Raw genomic sequence first — 17,637 nt, 5'->3', positions numbered from 1 at the left:
GTTCATGCCATCCGGATCGCCCGATCCCGCCTGCCGCAAGAAGGAGGGATCCGGACATGAGAGGCGAGTATGACGACGAAGAGGACTGGGCGCCCGTCGAGGACCTCATTGCTGGGCTCGACCTAGACCCCTTCGATCCCCTCGCCCGCACAGGATCCGACGCCTCTCCTGGCACCCGCGCAATCCGATGGCGAGACCTGCCACCGGAACTCGCATCGGTCGAGTGGGCAACGCTGCGCGAATGGGTCCAATGGGTCACAACCCGCTTCGACGTGCCCATCACCCTCATCCCGAACTGCTGGTGGAAACATCCCGCGCTGGTCGAAGAGCTCTCCGCCCTCCACGTTGCCTGGCGCACCGCCTACGACAAGCAAGACACCGGGCTCGGGCCGATCATGTGGCTCGAGCGGTGGCATGCCGCCAAGGCCCGGCTTCGTGAGGTCTACCCCGGGTCGTGCACCAGCGGACACAAAGACTCGAAGAGACGTTCCTGGGAGGGCACAACCGACCAGGGCGAATGGGACGCCTGGGTGAGAGACGCCCACGGCGACTAACGAGGAAAGGAACGAGAGAGATGAGTACGAAGATCCCCGTCACGATCGAGGGCAACCTCACCGCCGACCCGGAGCACGGCACCAGCGAGAACCAGGTCGACTACGCCCGATTCTCCGTCGCCGTGAACGACCGACGGCTCAACGAGCAGACCAACAAGTGGGAAGATGCCGGCACCGTCTTCCACCGCGTGGTCGTGTTCAACGAGCAAGCCCGCCATGTGGTCGGCAGCCTCCGCAAAGGCGACCAGGTCCTTGTGGCTGGCGATTTGCGGTTCGGCACCTTCACCGACAAGGACGAGAACGTCCGCGAGAGCCGGGACATTGTCGCCGACACGGTCGGCGCCTCGCTCCGATTCGCCACGGTGAACATCGAGCGTGCCGCCCCAAAAGCTAGCGGCCCCAACGCCTACGCGGAGGGGCCGGTAGCTACGCCGGCGGCAACCGGCGCAGGATTCGCTCGCTAAATCACTGAGAGATGCGGAGCGGGAGTCAGTGTACTCCCGCTCCGTTTTTCACGCTTGACCTCGGAGCGGGCTGTCGGAGGCTGGCGACAAGATCCTCACATGTCGACAGCATCAGTCTCCTACCGCCCCGTTCTCAGCATCCTCGTGCTGGATCTCCCCGCGCTGCCTGTGATCGGGCTCCTCGGCGCCGGAGTAGCGGTGAGCCTCGCCCTTGGCAACGTCGCTTCTTCGGCGCGATCATCGCGATCAACGTCGCCGCGGACATGGCCGGATCCTCTGTACCAGGTTCGACATCCGAGATGCTAGGCGTCGTGATCGGAGCCGCGGGAGTTCTTGGGCTGACCGGAAGCGCAACCCTGTTGGGCCGGCGGGTACTCACACTTAAACCGGGCGGACGGGCGAAGTCCCTGAAACGCGGAGTCCGGAGACTCTGCCGGACCGTCCAAGCCCCAGCGATCACACTGGACCAACACAGCCTCCTGGTTCGGCACCTCACCACGACCTGGTACCTGCTCTGGCTTCCGCTATTGACCCTGATCGCCGCGGCGATCTGGCTGTCGATCGCCATGAAATAGCGGACTCTCCTGCAGCCGCAGGATGCGGATCTCTCAAAACGCCTGGAGCCCAGTCGCCCAATCCCGCTTTCTCATCTCTGCCCGATCCACCAAACTGCCCTCAGGCCGATTCGATCTGCTCGATCCACTCGTTGAGCTCAGCGACTGCCTCGTCGAGGGGGATTGTGAACTGCGCCGATGCGGCAGCGCGCGGGTAGTCGACTGACCAATGCGTGTGGGCGACCGCGACCGGTGGCCATGTTCGCTGTGGGAGCCCCAACTGGCCGGCTTCATCGGCACGGGAAGAGAACACGGCCGTCGCCGCGTCACGAATCTCGGCCAGGGTCGGGCTGCCAGTCGCGGCAGCGAGGTCACGTAACAGGAGCAGGTCGATGACGTCCCGGACGCGATCGTTGACGGATGCGGGCGGGTCGTGAGGGTCGGTGACGGCATGAAGCTTTTGCGCGATCTGGAATCGCATAGCGATCCCGACGAGGATGTCAGGATCGGGAAGCCCGAATCCACCAAGCGGCGGCGACTCAACTGCCTCGGCTTCCTGCCCGATGCCGGCCTCGTCGGCAGAGATTTCGAACTGAATGCGCCGCCAAGTCACGCCCCGCAGTTCGAGGATGAGGTCGAAACGGCGTGGTTTGATGAGCTTGCTCGGCACGTTGATGACCTCGACCGGGCCGCGTCGTAATGTCAGCGGACCCCACGGCTCCGTGAGCACCTGCTCGAGGATCCGCAAGAAATCGTCCAGATCGCCCCGGACCACGCCATCGATGTCTTTGGTGGACCGCCCGGGCACGTTCAGGCGGTGCTGGAGCAACGTGCCGCCCTTGAGCAGAAACAACTGCCGACCGTCCCCGTCGACGGCGCGCTGGACGGCGGCGATCGCAACCGACGAGGCGATCAGCCAGCCGAGCCGACCACCACCGGTATCAGCACCCAGCCTGCCCTCAGCCTGAGATATCCATCCGTTCAGCACCGCCGCTGACACGGGCTGCTTCGTCTTGGGCACCAGTTGCCGCAGCAATGCCGCGATGCGAGACGGCGCAGGCTCATCCGTCATGACGCACCTCGAGGATCGCAGCCAGCTCGTCGCGCTCAGCGGTCGTCATCCGGCCCTGCGCGTGACCGTTCTCTATCGCCTGTCGTAGCAAGTAAGTCGGGGTCCCAGTGGAAATGCACTGGGTGATCGCGGTGGCAACCGTGACGGTGGGGACCTCCTGCCACCACCCGATCTGCTCCCGCGTTAGATCTTCGTAGTGGATGACGTAGCCCTCCCCCGCGCTGCGCCGCAGCCGACGGTCCTTGCCGACTGTGACGTGGATGCGATTCGGGTTGATGTCGCTGATCCCGTACACATCCAGCGCTGTCTCATGGCTCAGGCATGCCTCCGGCGCCCGCGTCCACAGAACCGCGAGCATGTACGGGTCGTGCTCGCTCACCGGATAGCGGGGGAAGCGATACACACCGAAGGCTGCGCGCTCCAACGTGCCGCGCTGCACCAACATCTGCAACGCGCCCTTGCCCACCCCGAGCTGCGCCGCCTGCTGCGCCGTAACGAAGCCGTGCTGCACAGTTGCGGTCTCCCACAAGTCATCGCGAGAAAGCGTCCGATCGGTCATGGCAAAAGTATAACGGAACCGTGACACTATTGACACTAAGTTTGCGGGCGACCTGTCATTACCGCGATTCGCTGGGCGTTTCAGGATCCTCGCCATTGGCGATCGCCTCGATCCAGTCAGCGGCGTCGTCGGAAATGTAGAACCCGGACGGGCCGCTTTGCCCTACCCACCATGCGTCCGAGGTGATCGTCCCGCCCGCAGCGGTGACCTCGGCCACGATTTCCGCCGGCACTGCGTCGCCGTTGTTCTCAATCAGCCACTCTCGTGTTGACGGGCGCAGCTTCGGCCACCATTGCTCGATGCTCATGCACCAAAGTCTGCCACTGACCGCGCCACGGGCTTCCGACCGGCCCAGTCGTTAGATGCTAAGACCGCCACTTGAGTCTCGGACGGGCGGGGCGACTAGTGACTCGGCTTGGAACTCCTGGTCGGCGGCACTTGCGACTTGATGTGAGTTGTGGAGCGGAGTCACAAACCGCTCTCGATGTTCCTGCAGGAGAGCCGCGATCTCGTCTCGGGCGCCCTCGATCCGAATCTGGATAGCGGCCCGCTCGGTGGTCGATGTCGGTCGATGGCCGATCGTTCTGGCGTGACTGACGGCCTCGGCGCGGGTGATGTCCCTATCGATCTCCCGTAGCCGGGCTCGCGCCGCGCGCTCGACCGCGCGCGCCGTCTCCAGACGATCCAGCACACCGCGAACTGAATCGTTCGAGCCAGGTGCGTGCGCGCGGGCCGCGCGGCCAAGTTCGCTGAGTGAGGCGCGACGGGCGTCGTCCAGGGTGACTTCTAGGCGGCCGCGCATCATGGTGTCCGCGAGCTGGTCGATCGCGTGATCGGTGTCGCGGCCGATCGTGATCGCAGTGTTCGTGTGGCGACCGCGGGTCATCCCGACATAGAGTCCGGCAGCGTCGACGCCGGGTCCGACATAGGAGCTGTGCACGGTCTCGCCTTGGATCCCGTGCACGGTGGAGGCGTAGGCGAGGTGGAGGTGTTCAGCGGCGTAGTCGTGGTCGACGGTGCGGATGTCGCCGGAGTCAGTGACTGAGGCGAGCTGGATGCCGTCGCGCTCAATACCTGTGACAGTCCAGATGGCGCGGTTGTCGACGCCGGACTCGGTGTCGTTGCGTCGGGTTTGCACAACGTCGCCGACCAGGAGTCTCTGTCCGTGTTGACCGAGCGCGACCCTGTCAAGGGTGAGCTGACCGTGATCGAGGCGCTCATGCTGGATGCGGTCGTTAATCTGCTGCGCTTCGGCGTTGGTTGCGGTCACCAGCGCGACGCGCTGCCCGCTCGAGTCGTGTCGAAGGTAGGCGGCGACCATCTGCTCCTTCGCCTCATACTCGGTCGCGACGACCTCCACGTGTCCGGACACGGCCAGCTCGTCAGCGATCGTTCGAGCATCGGCTCGGTCGGCGGGTTCCCGCAACCGAAGGGTCAGGGCACCATAGGCAGCGTCGCGGAATCGGTGCACTGCGGTGAGTTCGACGGTGGATCCGGAGCGGCGCTGCATGCTGGCCATCGCGCCGGAGTGGCCGACCGGCAGAGCCTGGAGGTGGTCACCGATCATCGCGATGCCCGCCCCGGTACGGTCGGCGAGTTCGGCGAGGACGTTGGCAGTGTGAAGGTCGACCATGCCGGCTTCATCGACCACGATTCGATCCCCCGCACCCAGAGGGAGGCGTCGCGGCCCGCGGAAGGTGACTCCGGTGCGAGGGTCGGTATCACCCACCCTCAAGCGGGTCCACACGTTGCGGCCCGCGGGGTCGGCCTCAAATCGGTAGCCATGGTCGACGAGCAGAGCGTGCAAGCTGGATGCGGCCGCGCCGATCTCACGACCGGCAACAGTGGCCGCCTTCCGGGTGGGTGCCACCACGACCATCCGCCGACCCCTAGTCTCAAGGACCGTGCGAGCGACCCGCAGAAGGGTTGTCTTACCCGTCCCGGCCGGCCCGGTGACAGTCACGAGACGATTCGTGCCGGCGATCGCACCGGCCGCTTGAACCTGCCCTAGATCGAGAGTCGTGTCCTCCTCCAACTGGTCGGCGGCCACGCGCGTAATCACCTCCGCTGGGATGTCATCGCCGGGAGTGTTGAGCTGATCGAATCGTGCGGCAAGGTCGAGTTTCGCTTGCGCGGTCGGCAGAGACATCAGGTGCTTCACATGCGCAGGGACCGCGGTCTCGTCGTCGAGGAAGTCCACGGTCTGTTCCCGCAGCGCCCGGCCGGTGAGATCCTCGACTACCTCCTCGAGGACGGCGCGCTCCACCACGATGCCAGAAGCGGCGAGCGCGCGGATCACGCCAGCACGAACGTCGAATTGGCTGAACCGCCCGCCGCTGCCAGCAGCGCGGCGGTCGGCATCGGCGATCGCGGTAGCGGTGAGCAGATCACGGTCGAGGTCCGCGAGCAGCCGAGGTGCCATCGACGCAGGGTGCCGTGGTCGGAGTGCCGACTTGTCGAGAGCGGCGATCTCGTCACGGACCTCGCTCGCCCAAACAGCCTCATCCATATCGTCGGGCTTACCCGGACGCCCCTGCGCCCAAGCCAATCGATCGATCCACGCCAACGTCGCATGGTCGGGCTGCTGACCCGGGTGGGTCTGCCGCCAGCCAGCGAGGCAGATGGCGCGGTTCGCCTCGATCTGGTTCGACCTTCGCGAGAGCGGTCGGACCAGATGAGCGAGCTCGGCGACCTCACCATCAGCATCGAGGGTGAAGCCGTGCGCCGCGAGTGCGGCAACCCACGATGGATCGGTACGGGACGCCAGATCTCCCTCCGCGTTGACGACGGTGTGTAGCTTCATTGCGACCCGCGAGTCAACGTTCGACCACTTGCCATCCTCACCGAGCACCTTGACACTCAGCCATAAGTGCCGGTGGATATGCGGGTCGAGAGCGCGAGACCGTTCATGCTGCAGCTCGACCACCTCGAGACGGGCAATGGGCTCACGGATCAAACCGCCGGCACCCCGCCGTGCGTTCAACTCACGCTGCCAAAGCCGAAGGGTCCGGTCGCGAATGCGGTCCTGCAATGCGTCGAACTCTGCCCGCAGCTCTGGTGTGACTAGGACGGCAAGGCTGAAGGACTTGGGCATGTTCATCGTCCCATCGAGCAACAGGTCCGCGTCTGGGCTGGTCAGCTCTCGACCGCGCGGCTCCCCGGTCAACGGATCAGCGCCGTCGACCCAGCGGGCGAGACCGGTGGCGTCGAGCGCGCCTTCCTCGATAGCAGCGCTAGTCACCGTGAACCGCGGAACCACTGCGGCTTCAGCAGTCCCATAGCTGACCGCCCGCTTGACTGCCTCGCCGCGGCGCTGGACGGCGGCGTCGCAGGTGCCATCGAAGGCGTAGGCGACAGCTTGGCCCACGCCCTCGGACGCTTTGCCTCGCTTCCACCGCTCCAATCCGCCCCGCATACAAACAACGCTAGGCGTGAATGCCCCCATCACGCCCGAGTGCCTGCGTGCATTCCTTCAACTCTGTTACTCCGCGGCTCGTTTCAATGTCGACCGGCGATATCGGAGTTCGTAGCGGCGCCCTGCGGCTGATTCAGAACAGTGGGGGTCCGGCGTCCGCAGCCTGACGTGGGGTGCGCTGCCGCCGAGAAGTCTTTGGCATCTTCCGAAAAGCAACGCGATCGGCGAAAAGGCTACGGGCCAAGCCCATCATCGCGGGAATGGCAGCGGCGTATACGGAAAGCAGTTCGGGTCTGGCGCCGTCGATTCCGAGGCCGCAATTGGCGGCACGTACGAGGGGAAGGAGGCGTTTCAGGCGCTGCTCATCTGTGGCGAACAGCACTACCGGGTGAGGCGACCACGAGTTCGCGACGTGGCTCCGACAACTCGCCGCAGGGAAGAAGCCCGCGTTGGACATGGCGTGAACCAGACCTGAGACGCCGAGTTCCAGACTGCCGAGGCCTGCCCAATTGGAAGTCGGATCCGCCAGGAACGGCAGGTCTGCCAGCTCTTCACGAGGCATTGGATCGTCGGGATCCATTTCCTCGACTCGTCTAGCCAATGCCTCGAACTCCCAGGCGTTCCTGGCGCGTTGGCCGACGTGTTCTGCAGCGACCGCTTCCGCACGGATGACTTCGGCGGTCCAATGGGTGCCGGCGCCGACGATTGGCCAGACTCCTATGAAGTTTCCGAACCCCTCGTCATCGATATCGCTCGTTTTCGGCACCCAGAAGGTAGCACCGGTGGGAATCTCGAGGCGGATGTCTACCTTGGCCGTGGGAAACATAGGAGAAGTCTGCTACGAAGCCGTTGCGGCTATTGCCTAGGGCGTCGAAACCGTGATGAGGTGATCCGAACTGCCCGTACGCAACGCCGCGATCACTTCGTGGATGTGACGAATGCAATCCTGAGGATCCTCATGCTCCCAGAATTCGACTATCTCCCAGCCCTCAGTGCGCCAGAGCTCCCGTGAAACGGCATCGCGTTGGACATTGCCGTGGATCTTGTCAGCCCACCATTTAGTACTGGACTTAGTAGATCGAGAGTGCTTCTCGCATCCGTGAAGGAAACACCCACTAACGAGGACGACTACTTTCGCGTCCTCGATGAGAATCTCCTTATTTAGCCGGGCGGTCTCCTCGGTTCGCGCGCTGAGGGTGAAGGGGACCCCTGCCGCCGAGAGGGCGTCGCGGACTCCTCGCTCAGCTGCGGTGTCCTGGTAAGCCTCTTTCTTCATCCTCGCTCGCGCGACCTCATCGATCGCGGTCTCGGATTGAGTGGCGACACCCCGCTTCATGACCGCCGGGCGTGGATGATGTGACTTCGCTCTCACTCCCCAGACTTGGACCGCAATTTCGTGAGCCAGGACCGATGCCAGTAGCGGCGGTACAGCATTTCCGATCTGACGGCATCGCGACCCGATCGATCCGATGAACTCGTAGCTGTCCGGAAAGGTCTGGAGGCGAGCGCCTTCCCTCACAGACAGCGACCGATTCTCGGTGGGGTGGGTAAAGCATCCGGTGGTGACGTTGTTGAACTGTGTTGTGATCGTGTACGAGGGCAAGTTCCAGTCCAGCCGACCGAGTAGGTTCGTGCTGTCCGTGCGGCGCATCCCGCGGTATCGATCTGGGAGCAGGTGGGGAGGTACGTCCCGCCACGTCCCGCCAGCGGGCACGTGGGAGATGAGCGAGGCTGTGTCGGTGGCCAGCGGCTGCACTTCGTGGTCGCGAACCGTCCGGCTGCTTCCGCGCATCTGCTTTGCAAACGGGGTGGCCTTCTCTTTCGGAACGGAGTAGCGCGATGAGGACGCAACTCCCGTCTCGAGGGGTGGAAGGTCGCCGATCGCGTCATCCACTGTCAGGTGGGGCAGTAGTCCCTTCGCCTTACGCTTGGTCTCCCACATTTCGAGTGCGTCCCGACGCCAGCCGCCCATGTGGGTCGGTTCCGGAAAGGCAAAGGGCTCATCACCAAGGACGCCCACGATGAACAGCCTCCGACGCCGCTGCGGGACCCCCCAGTCGGCAGCGAGGAGAATCTCCTTGCGAACTGAGTAGCCGATCTCGGTGAAGCGCTTGAGGACTTTGTCACCGAACGCCCCCTCTTTCCAGTAGACCATTCCTGGCACGTTCTCCATCAGGAACGCCTTCGGACGAAGGTGCTCCACGACTTTGAACATGTGTTCCCAGAGGTCGTTGCGTTCGTCACCGTCGGCCACCCAGCCAGACCGCCGACCGGCCGTGCTGAACGACTGACAGCTTGGGCCGCCGAGGACGACGTCCACCCTCCCCCCGGCGAGCTTCTTGATTTGAGCGGGGGTGAAGTCGGTGATAGAGGCGCACTCGACGTGTGTGTCGGGATGGTTCTTCTCGTAGGTTGCGCACGAGTCGGCATCGAAGTCCAAGGCGAACGGTATCTCGTAGCCGGCGTCGCGAAACCCTTGGCTCAGGCCGCCCGCGCCTGAGAAGAGGTCGATCGCACGGAGAGGGTACTTCCCGCGACGTTCACCACTTACATTGGTCGCGGATGTGGGTGCGGCGACTGTCCCGGGATTGGCAACCGAGCTGGGGTGCTTTGCGGTCCTCCGCGGGAGGCCGCGGGCGGACTTCGGGACGTAGGACATGACTCAACTTTAGGCGAGACCACCGCGTTCGTCGAGTTCAACGTTCAGGATGTGTGGGCCTGGTCGTGGCCGATCCTGAGAAACGGCGGTTGGCCAGGTTCAGTGGTGCTTGTGCGCCGATTTCGATCGTCAAGATAGCGAGCGAGGCATCCACGACGAAGGTGCGCACGTGCCCGTTGCCCATGCCGCCCACGCGCCAGACGCGGGTGAGCGTTTCCGCCCACGGCCTGGATTCCGATGGTTCGACTGCGAGAGAGAGGCTGACGTCCCAGCCGGCCACCCGCCAGTTCCTGCACGCACGCGCGTAATGGACCAGTCGACGCTGGGTCGATTGGTTGCCTGGTGACTCGCTCGATTTTGCGTCCCCGACGCCTAAGCGCGGTCGGACCGGATCGAGCCGCGCGACATCGGGTTGCAGCTCCCAGCGAAGATTTAGCGGAATGGTGAGGCCGGCAAGGATGAGCATCGAGTCGAGCTGCCCGCGACGCAACTCGTGCAGGTCACTTGGCATCGCTCGCCCCTATTTCATCGAGGCTAGCGAGGAGTTCGGCCAGCATCATTTCCCTCGAGAAGCGTTCGAGCTCAGGATCTCCAAGAAGATCGGCTTGCCGCATCGCCTTCTGTTTGAGCCGTTCGAACTCGTTCCACTCGATCGTGCCCTCGCTCAGCAGGGTCACGTACTCGACCGGCTTCGTCTGTCCCCGTCGGTGCGTGCGGTCGAGCGACTGCAGAAAGTGCGCGGCCTGATTCGACATGGACTCGTACACCGAGATTGCCGCGCTATGAAGAGTGATGCCAGCTCCGGCGGCGGCAGGGTTGCCGAGGAAGAGACGGGTGTTGTCGTCCGTCTGGAAGGCCTTGACCGCGGCGCGCCGTGCCTTCGAATCAGTGACGGAACCGTCAATGCGAACCAGGCCATGCTTCTCGTATCGCTCCGCGAGCTGGTTCAGCGTCGATCGGTAGAAAGACCAGATCACCACCTTCTCGCCGAGCGACAGCCAACGCGCGAGTAGTTCGTCCAGAGCGGCGAACTTGGACGGCAAGGAGGAGAACGATGGGTCCACACCGCGCGGGTCCGAACAGATGCGGAGCAGAGCAGATCGACGAGCCAGGAAGTTGGCGTAGTTCGCGTTGAACTCGTCATCAGAGGTTGTGGAGAGGTCCGTGGCGAGTTGACTGGCGACACGTTGGTAAAGCCGGTTCTGCTCCGCACTTAGAGTCACCGCCAGCTCCGTGTAGGTGCGGTCGGGGAGATCCGGCAGGACCATTTGCTTGAGGTTGCGCGTGAACACAACGCTCGATTCAACGATGGACCGGATCTGATCCTGCGCATCGTCGGGATCACGTGAGAGTGCTACCCCGTTGAACGCTCGTCCCATGTCCACAAACGAGACCTGAGCGACGATGTCTGCCGCGCTATTGGGCGCTGGCGTGCCGCACAGAGCGAAAGCCCGTACGCACCATTCGCGCAATTGGGTCGCCGCGAACGTGCGGGCAGCGCTCGGATTCTTGACGTTGAAGGATTCGTCCGCTGCGATCGCCACCCGACGTCGGGTGCAGAGGAGACGCAGGTCATCAGAGATCGCCAGCGTGGTCTCGTAGTTGCAAACGTAGACGTCTGCGCCGCTTGTCAACATCGCCGCCTTTGCTCGACGCGAGCCCTCGAGCACCTGGACGCGATACGCGCCGTCTGTGAAGCGATCGATCTCCGACGCCCATTCGCCGATCATGGACTTGGGTGCGACGATCAGCAGGACCTCGGCGATCTCTCGTTCCACAAGTAGGTCGAATGCCGCCACGAGCGAGATGGTCTTGCCAGTCCCCTGCTCATCGAAGACGCATGCTCCGTAGGAGTCGCTCATCGTCATGATTGCCACGTTGCGAACTTGATGGTCATCGAGGAGGTCGATGAGACGGCAGTCGTTGACCTGCGCTCGGACCTGATCGAGTGGCAGCTGCTTCAGTCGATTGGCACGGGCAACATCGTCAACAAACGGCCGTCGACGATTCGCGAGAAATTGGAGGACGTCGGCCGGCCAGCGAACGTTCAAGGCGTCACTATCTTGAAGGCTCGCCGCCTGGTCCAATGAGACCTCAACAGCTCCGTTCCTGATCCTGGCCCCGGCGGGCTCGACAAGAGCGGCACGCACGTCTGCCGCGAGGGCGTACACGTCGCCACCGCCAAGGGGGACGAGTTCCACGACTTCGCCTCCGCTTAGCGCGCGTCGTGCGAGAACGCCTGTCATTCGACCTCCACGGTGGCCAAGGCGTCGCCACGAGTTGACAGTTCGCCGTTGATCGCGCCGAGCGTGCCCATCAGGGTTTTGCGCAGACCGATCAGCAACTCGTCATCGAGGGTTTCCCACGCTTTCGTGGGGGTGTCCGAGAGACGCTTGATGGCAGCGCGGACGTATTCTTCGAGGCCGATGGACTTCTTTGCGCGAGCACGCTGGCGGGCATCGTTGATCGCATCCTTGACCAGTTCGCGCGCCTCCTTCTGACGCGTCTCGCGAATCTGGTGCGCCTCAGTGAGCTGCCGGTACGCGTCGTCGTCAGCCACAACCTGAAACATCGCGCGAACCTGTGCGCCGCTGTCGAACGTCGCGTCGTACATCATGTCGTAGATCATCGAGCGCAACTCGGGGTCAGACTCGAACTGCTCCGTCACCTTGCTACCCGCCGGGCCGGCCTCGATCTCGTAGAACCACTGGAAGATCGTGTCGGTCCGGTAGGCGACCTCGGCTTTCTCGCGGCCAGCTTCGATGTTGTAGTCCATGAAATCGTCGGCCCACTGAACCATGCGCAGATACCGTGTGACATCGGCGGCCTTGATCGCGTACTTGGTAGCGACGGCGTTCTTCAGCTGGGTCAGGTCTTTTGCCTTCGGCAACTTCGGGAGGGTCTCCTGTTGTGCACGGTACTCACGGACAACCAGGCGTGCTTTGACATACTCCGGCCAGGGCTTCTTGAAGTCCTCTTCGAAGTTGAGCGCGACGACGATCTGGGCCAGCTGATCGGGCGTTACGTCCTTGTCGGTCTGCCAGACCTTGATCCAGCGAGCACGTTCCTTCTCCTCCGGTGTGAACTCGGCGCTTTGCACCACCAAGCGAGACGCCGCGATCCGGCGGTTGCCGTCATGCGGGACTCCCTCGCGTGTGATGATCGGCGGCCGCTCCACTCCCTTGCGAGCAATGTTCCGGGCCAGGGGCCGGAGGTCGAACGGGTCCCTGTCGCCACCGCCGATGTTGATCTCTCCGGTGAGGATCTGAAGAAGTTCCGCCGGCTCGGGCCGCCGGCCGTTCTTCGACTCGAATTCATCGACGTACAGGGTCACACGTTCGTTTTCCGCCCACGGGTCAAGGAGAGTGACGTCGACGTATCCTTCACGCATCGGAACGCTGGTTCCGTTGAACTGCGGTACTGGGTTGACGTCATGTGCGGTCAGCCCGTTCCGGCTCGAGAGCTCGATGTGTGGGATCGGCTTGCTCACTGTGGGCGCTGCGGGCCGCGAGACGCTCTCAACGAGGGCTGTCACTTCGGCCCGGATCTTCGCCGACGCCTCGTCACCGGCAGGAGTGCCGGGAACAACGCCCTTCACGATGAGCAAGATGGCGGTGTACAACCGTTCGGCGCTGGCTGCATCGAGCGGCAGTTGGGAGGCCTCCCGGATCTGCGTCTCGATGTCGTTTCCGAAGTCCTTCGCGGCCTCGGCGGCCCGATTGATGATGGCTTCGATGACCTCTTTCGATGCCGGTGCCTGCAGTGTGCTCATGACTTGCTCCGTTCGTCTTCTGTGTTTTCGTTGTCGGTTTCAATGCCGTTCATCTGATTGCGGAGGCGTGTGAGCCCCCGGTGCTTCCACATCGCGGCGGTCTTGGCGGAGACCTCGACACCGAGGATGTCTTCGAGTTCGCTCGCGAAGTCATCCATCGTTAGGTCTTGCCATTCATCGAGGAATGCATGGTCGAGTGCGAGGCTCGTCGCGATCCGGATGTTCTCGTTCCAGTCTTTGATCAGGGTCTTGATCCACCGGAGAAGGTCGTTAGCCTCAGCCTCTGTGAGCTCGGGCTCCGAATCCGGATCCCCGTCCTGCTCATCGATGGTGCGAAAGCGACCCTCCGCCTTCAATATCCGGAACAACTCATTGCGGGCGCTAACAAAGACGTAGGTGGCGACGTTCGTCACTTCGTGATCGTCTGCGCGTTTGAGCGTCTGTGCTACCGCGTGCATGACCGCGTCCTCGGCCATCTGTTGAGGCGCTCGCGTTGTGCCCATCAAGCTACGAACGATGCCGTCGAAGCCGCGTTCGCGCAGCATCGAGGTAATCGCGGCATCTGCAGCTTCACGACTCGGTGTGGGCATCCCCTGCACCTCCTTCACTAGAGAGAGATGACAGAGGCTCTGTTCATATCACTTGATCACGGAATTCTTCAAAGAAGTAAGGGCGGTCTCCCTTCGGCCGCTTCTCGGCGGGGGAGCGCATCGCTACGGGATCAATGATTCGAGGGACGCGCCCCTGACTGGGCGTCATCCCTTCCTCGACTTGCGCGTTTGGCCGCCGAAGTCAGTTGACGGTTGGCTCGGGTCGGTCGACAGGATCGAGCACAGGCGCCCCACCCGTCGAGGTTGCTGGTTCAGGTTGATGCGTCGCGCGCCGAAGGCCAACGAATTGCTCGGCGACTGCGTTGTGGATAAAGCGAGCCTGTGGGGATGCCGGATCAACGCTTAGTCGAGGAATGACATCACCGAGGGCATGCTCGTGTGCCGCGACGAGTAGCTCCGCGATCGCGGGCGTGAGTTCTCCCGAGGCGATCGCGTAGGCCGTCACTTGCTTCAGTTCGCCAAGCAGCTCCATCGTGGAACGTGCCCCCCAGGACGCGGGGTTTCGTCCTTCGTCCAGAGCCCTAACCGCATCATCGAAAGGAGCAGGTGCGTCGGCATCTGGGCGGGACCGGTCTAGGAGGACCGCCCCGTTCCGGCTGATGACTGTGATGCGGTCGGCGGGGCCGGTTGCGTCCAGGGAGTCGATGAGGCGGGTTGTCCCGTCATATCCGCGGTCGTGGGCGGAGAGTGAGGTGAAGCGCGCCGTCGAGCTCATCTTGCGGTCGCGGAGGTACCTGGAGGCGGCGGTGATCAGACTGAGCGTGCGGGGGGACGCGATTACGACGATGCGGATGTTAAATCCGGCGTCCCGGAATCGTGCGGCGGTGGCGAGGGTCACCTCGGGGTCCCCGAAGGTTCCCTCCAGCAGGAGGCTGCGTCGTTCGTCCAGGGAGTCTTGGATTGCGGAGCGGATCCAGGGGCGCGTCGCGTCGGCGAGCACGGCGCCTGCTCGCTCGGGTTGGTCGGTGATCAGGTCGCGGAAATACGGGTGATAGATGCGCAAATCGTCGCCGCTGACAGCAACCATTCCGCTGTGCTCGATGAGGAGTCGGGCGCTTGCCCGGGACTTGCCCGAACCGGGTTGCCCGCCCAACAGCACCAGAGTAGGAGTTGCTTCGCCCCCGGGAGAATCCACGAACATTGTCGGCTGGATCAGTGTCCGGTAGATCTCGTCAGTCACGTCCGGCGTGAGCGGCTCGGCCGGGTCAGCTGGCACCTGATGCCGCCAGCGCGAGTTCTGCATCCCGTAGCCGCAGCTGGCGCGTGCATGAATCCACGGCGGCGCGGTCGTACCCGTCCACCGCTGTGGTTGTGCGGCGCACCTCGAGCAACTCTGCATGCGCAGACCGGTCGCCGTCGCGAGCTAGATCGAGTAGGCGCGCTTGGAGCCCCCCGGAGAGTTCGCGCATGACGTCGTAGGCGACGACGTCGTTTACGTGCCACATGGACTGCTGTGCGGCCATTACGGGCTCCCTCCATTCGAGCTGATTCTACTCGGTGGCTCCTTCTCGTCCTCTAGCTTGGCAAGGGTGTGGCCCCGGACTGTGGTCCGGGGCCACACGGTCGCTCAGGCGGCGGTGTCGCCGTCGTGGGCGGGCTCGTCGTCCCGAACGTCGTCCTCGTCAGGTTCGGAAGGCTCGTCCGGCTCGTCCGTGCCGAGGACGATCTGCTCGACGTCCGACAGGGGGTATCCCCATCCGGCGATCTGCGCAAAGTAGGCGCGAGCCGTGCACGCCGGCTGCCGCCAGGTGTGCTTGCCAGTGCTCGTCTCGATCGCGCCCAACACCACCGCGAGCGCCACGTGTCCCGCTCGGCCCGGCTGCGCCTCGGCCACCGGGTCGATCGGGCTCTGACCCCATTCCGAGTCCTGCGCGTCAAGGCCGAGCAGGGTCGCCGCGAGCCGGTTCCCACCGCTGAGCGCCGAAGCGATGGTGGTGCGGTGTGCTGTGAGGGCCGTGGCGACGAAGTGCGCGGCGTCCTTCGGGAGGGTCTTGCGACCTAGGAATCCGGCCAGCCATTCCCGGCGGACGACCTCGGCGGAAGCCCAGGCCTTGTTGTTGGCGATGAGTTCCTTGCGCTCGGCTTTCTGCTCGTCGGTCATGGGGCCGCTCGCGCTGCCCGTGGCGGGCTTCTTCTTGAACCCGTACGCCTTGACCTCGCGCAGGTACACGTCACTGGTCACCTCGTCCCATCCCGAGCGGACTGTTGCGTACTTGTCGGTGATCCCGCCAAGGTCGTCGATGGTGACCGGCTTGCCGTCGCGGGTGACGAGGTCGGCGATGCTGGTGTACGCCTTCTCCCCGTAGTAGGGCGCCCGGTCGATGATGATGAACCCTTGCTCCCGCAGCGCCTCCTGCTCGGCCTCGACCCGCTGTCGGCGGGCACGGTCCTCGCGCTGGCGCTGCACTTCGTGCCGGAACTGGTCCGGTGCGTCCTCGGCGCACTGCACGAGAGACTTGACCGCTTTGGGATCCTCCTCGAACTCGAGGATCGCCGCAGCCTGGTCGAGGGTGACCTCGTGCTTGGTCGCTATATTGCCCGCGAACTCACTGTCGGCAACCGTGATCCCGGCCTCCACGACGGTCATCTTCACGCCGGTGCGCTTGGCGATCTGCAGAACGGTCAGCCCCTCGAACGCCAATTGCTGAAACACGGCTGCGCGCTCCGGTTCGGTGAGGCTGGCGCGGTGCTCGTTCTCAGCGAACTGCTCCAACAACCGGGTCACGGAGGATTCGTCGCCCTCCACGATGTAAGCGGGAATACTGTCCAAGCCGACCTCGCGTGCGGCGAGCACGCGACGCTGGCCGATGCGCAGGGCCACGGTGCCATCCTCGTTCCTGTGGCAGCCGACGGGGGTGAGGACCCCGTACTCGCGGATGGACGCAAGGAACACGCTGTCCAGTTTGACGGTGGTGCGGATGTTGGTTTCAACCTCGATCTGGGAGGGGTCGATGTGCTCGATGGTGCCGAGCGTTGCAGTGTCTGACATTGCTGTCTCCTTCTCTGGTTCCGATAGGCCGGGTTGCTCCCGGTACAGAGATCAATAGAGAGCGCAGCGGGCGTAGTGACCGGTCGTGGAATACCGGACTGAGCGAAGCGAGGGAGGATATGCCGCGAAAGCCGGGCACGGAGCCTGCGTAGCGACCTATGATCGGCGGACCGGGAGCAACCCGCACAGGAACGCGCTCGCCGAACACGCGACGAAGCGTCCTTCAACATCACGGTGTGAAGTCGGCAGCAGCGACGGGAGGATTTGTCCTACTGGTCGCCTTGCTGTCGGTTGTCGTCAGGCTGCGTCGGGGTGTCGAGTACGGACGCTCGCAACTCCCTTTCAGTGTTGCCGGTGAGGCGATTGGCGCGGCTGAGCAGCAGGTCAATCGCAACTCGGATGAGAGTATTCTCGGTCAGTCGCGGCCCGCTGCGGTCAGTGCGGCGGCGTCCGAGCACCCGCACCAATTGGGACAGTGCGACGTATTGGTCTTCCCGCACCCGCGCTTCCTTGCGCGCGAGTCGCCGGTAGAGAGGAGTCGCGGCTGGCGCCCGCGCCCCTCCTTGCTCGCTGTTCTCGGGGGCGCTAGGTGTTCCAACATCTGTTCGATCGGACACGGTCTGGCCGGAATCCCGTGGACCCTGGGCGGTCATGTCAGGTTTCCGACGAGAGCGACTTGAGGTGCTTGATGAACGCCTGCCGGCCGGCGGTCGGATCGGTGATGAGGTTGAGAATCTGAGCACGGAGTTGCTCTCGCTCCTCTTGCGGGAGGTGGCGAAGCGGTCGCACACACCAGTCGAGGTCCTCGTCCACGATGTAGCCGGGTTCCTTGAGGTGCTTGTCCGGGTAGTGAGTGAAGCTGGCGATCGCGACGCGGTAGATGGTGGCGTCGACCTGAGTTCTGTCAAGCATGGTGCGGGTCCCTTCTTGTTGCAGCTGATGTTCACGGTGCGCGATGTGCGCGGAGATTGCTGGCAGCGGCGGATAT

General features: G+C 63.9%; 17 protein-coding genes. 2 read left to right on the top strand and 15 right to left on the bottom strand.

Annotated features, from left to right (window positions below):
- Window positions 1-56: 56 nt before the first annotated feature.
- Both IWX81_RS08540 and IWX81_RS08535 read left to right on the top strand, forming a co-directional pair.
- On the top strand, window positions 57-554 hold the full coding sequence (locus IWX81_RS08540) for a hypothetical protein (RefSeq protein WP_199280883.1): 498 nt from the start codon (window positions 57-59) through the stop codon (window positions 552-554).
- Between the two features lie 20 nt (window positions 555-574).
- Entirely contained in the window at window positions 575-1,018 is a 444-nt protein-coding gene (locus tag IWX81_RS08535; RefSeq protein ID WP_199280882.1) for a single-stranded DNA-binding protein, read from the top strand.
- 675 nt (window positions 1,019-1,693) lie between these two features.
- Here IWX81_RS08535 and IWX81_RS08530 read toward each other — a convergent pair.
- The 15 genes from IWX81_RS08530 to IWX81_RS08460 form a co-directional block, all read right to left on the bottom strand.
- Window positions 1,694-2,644 carry a nucleotidyl transferase AbiEii/AbiGii toxin family protein gene (locus IWX81_RS08530; protein ID WP_199280881.1) on the bottom strand — a complete coding sequence of 317 codons (951 nt, stop codon included), beginning with the start codon at window positions 2,642-2,644 and terminating at the stop codon, window positions 1,694-1,696.
- The gene (locus tag IWX81_RS08525; protein ID WP_199280880.1) at window positions 2,634-3,203 is read right to left on the bottom strand and encodes a type IV toxin-antitoxin system AbiEi family antitoxin domain-containing protein; all 570 of its coding nucleotides are present in this window, start codon (window positions 3,201-3,203) and stop codon (window positions 2,634-2,636) included. The genes IWX81_RS08530 and IWX81_RS08525 overlap by 11 nt, the downstream gene beginning before the upstream one ends.
- A 58-nt stretch (window positions 3,204-3,261) precedes the next feature.
- A complete protein-coding gene (locus tag IWX81_RS08520; protein ID WP_199280879.1) occupies window positions 3,262-3,510 on the bottom strand; it encodes a hypothetical protein in 249 nt (82 codons plus the stop codon).
- A gap of 51 nt (window positions 3,511-3,561) precedes the next feature.
- The gene (locus tag IWX81_RS08515; protein WP_334593604.1) at window positions 3,562-6,570 is read right to left on the bottom strand and encodes an AAA family ATPase; all 3,009 of its coding nucleotides are present in this window, start codon (window positions 6,568-6,570) and stop codon (window positions 3,562-3,564) included.
- 181 nt (window positions 6,571-6,751) lie between these two features.
- Window positions 6,752-7,444 (bottom strand): hypothetical protein, encoded by a 693-nt coding sequence (locus IWX81_RS08510; RefSeq protein ID WP_199280877.1) that lies wholly within the window; start codon window positions 7,442-7,444, stop codon window positions 6,752-6,754.
- 36 nt (window positions 7,445-7,480) lie between these two features.
- Entirely contained in the window at window positions 7,481-9,277 is a 1,797-nt protein-coding gene (dcm, locus tag IWX81_RS08505) for a DNA (cytosine-5-)-methyltransferase (protein WP_199280876.1), read from the bottom strand.
- Window positions 9,278-9,314: 37 nt separating this feature from the next.
- Window positions 9,315-9,788 carry a hypothetical protein gene (locus tag IWX81_RS08500; RefSeq protein WP_199280875.1) on the bottom strand — a complete coding sequence of 158 codons (474 nt, stop codon included), beginning with the start codon at window positions 9,786-9,788 and terminating at the stop codon, window positions 9,315-9,317.
- Complete coding sequence (locus tag IWX81_RS08495; RefSeq protein ID WP_199280874.1) at window positions 9,778-11,523, bottom strand: DEAD/DEAH box helicase; 1,746 nt, start codon at window positions 11,521-11,523, stop codon at window positions 9,778-9,780. The genes IWX81_RS08500 and IWX81_RS08495 overlap by 11 nt, the downstream gene beginning before the upstream one ends.
- Window positions 11,520-13,049 carry a hypothetical protein gene (locus tag IWX81_RS08490; RefSeq protein WP_199280873.1) on the bottom strand — a complete coding sequence of 510 codons (1,530 nt, stop codon included), beginning with the start codon at window positions 13,047-13,049 and terminating at the stop codon, window positions 11,520-11,522. The genes IWX81_RS08495 and IWX81_RS08490 overlap by 4 nt, the downstream gene beginning before the upstream one ends.
- Window positions 13,046-13,657, bottom strand: coding sequence for a sigma-70 family RNA polymerase sigma factor (locus IWX81_RS08485; protein ID WP_199280872.1), 612 nt, complete (start codon window positions 13,655-13,657; stop codon window positions 13,046-13,048). The genes IWX81_RS08490 and IWX81_RS08485 overlap by 4 nt, the downstream gene beginning before the upstream one ends.
- A 184-nt stretch (window positions 13,658-13,841) precedes the next feature.
- The gene (locus tag IWX81_RS08480) at window positions 13,842-14,876 is read right to left on the bottom strand and encodes a zeta toxin family protein (protein WP_199280871.1); all 1,035 of its coding nucleotides are present in this window, start codon (window positions 14,874-14,876) and stop codon (window positions 13,842-13,844) included.
- Window positions 14,866-15,123: a hypothetical protein gene (locus IWX81_RS08475; protein ID WP_199280870.1), complete on the bottom strand. Its 258-nt coding sequence runs from the start codon at window positions 15,121-15,123 to the stop codon at window positions 14,866-14,868. The genes IWX81_RS08480 and IWX81_RS08475 overlap by 11 nt, the downstream gene beginning before the upstream one ends.
- A 104-nt stretch (window positions 15,124-15,227) precedes the next feature.
- Entirely contained in the window at window positions 15,228-16,649 is a 1,422-nt protein-coding gene (locus IWX81_RS08470) for a ParB/RepB/Spo0J family partition protein (RefSeq protein WP_199280869.1), read from the bottom strand.
- Window positions 16,650-16,918: 269 nt separating this feature from the next.
- Window positions 16,919-17,149 (bottom strand): hypothetical protein, encoded by a 231-nt coding sequence (locus IWX81_RS08465; protein WP_199280868.1) that lies wholly within the window; start codon window positions 17,147-17,149, stop codon window positions 16,919-16,921.
- A 154-nt stretch (window positions 17,150-17,303) separates the two neighbouring features.
- Window positions 17,304-17,561, bottom strand: a complete 258-nt coding sequence (locus tag IWX81_RS08460) for a hypothetical protein (RefSeq protein ID WP_199280867.1) — start codon at window positions 17,559-17,561, stop codon at window positions 17,304-17,306.
- Window positions 17,562-17,637: the final 76 nt, after the last annotated feature.

The organism is Salinibacterium sp. CAN_S4, assembly GCF_015752305.1.
Taxonomy (GTDB): domain Bacteria; phylum Actinomycetota; class Actinomycetes; order Actinomycetales; family Microbacteriaceae; genus Rhodoglobus.
This window is presented reverse-complemented; position numbering and strand designations above follow the sequence as displayed.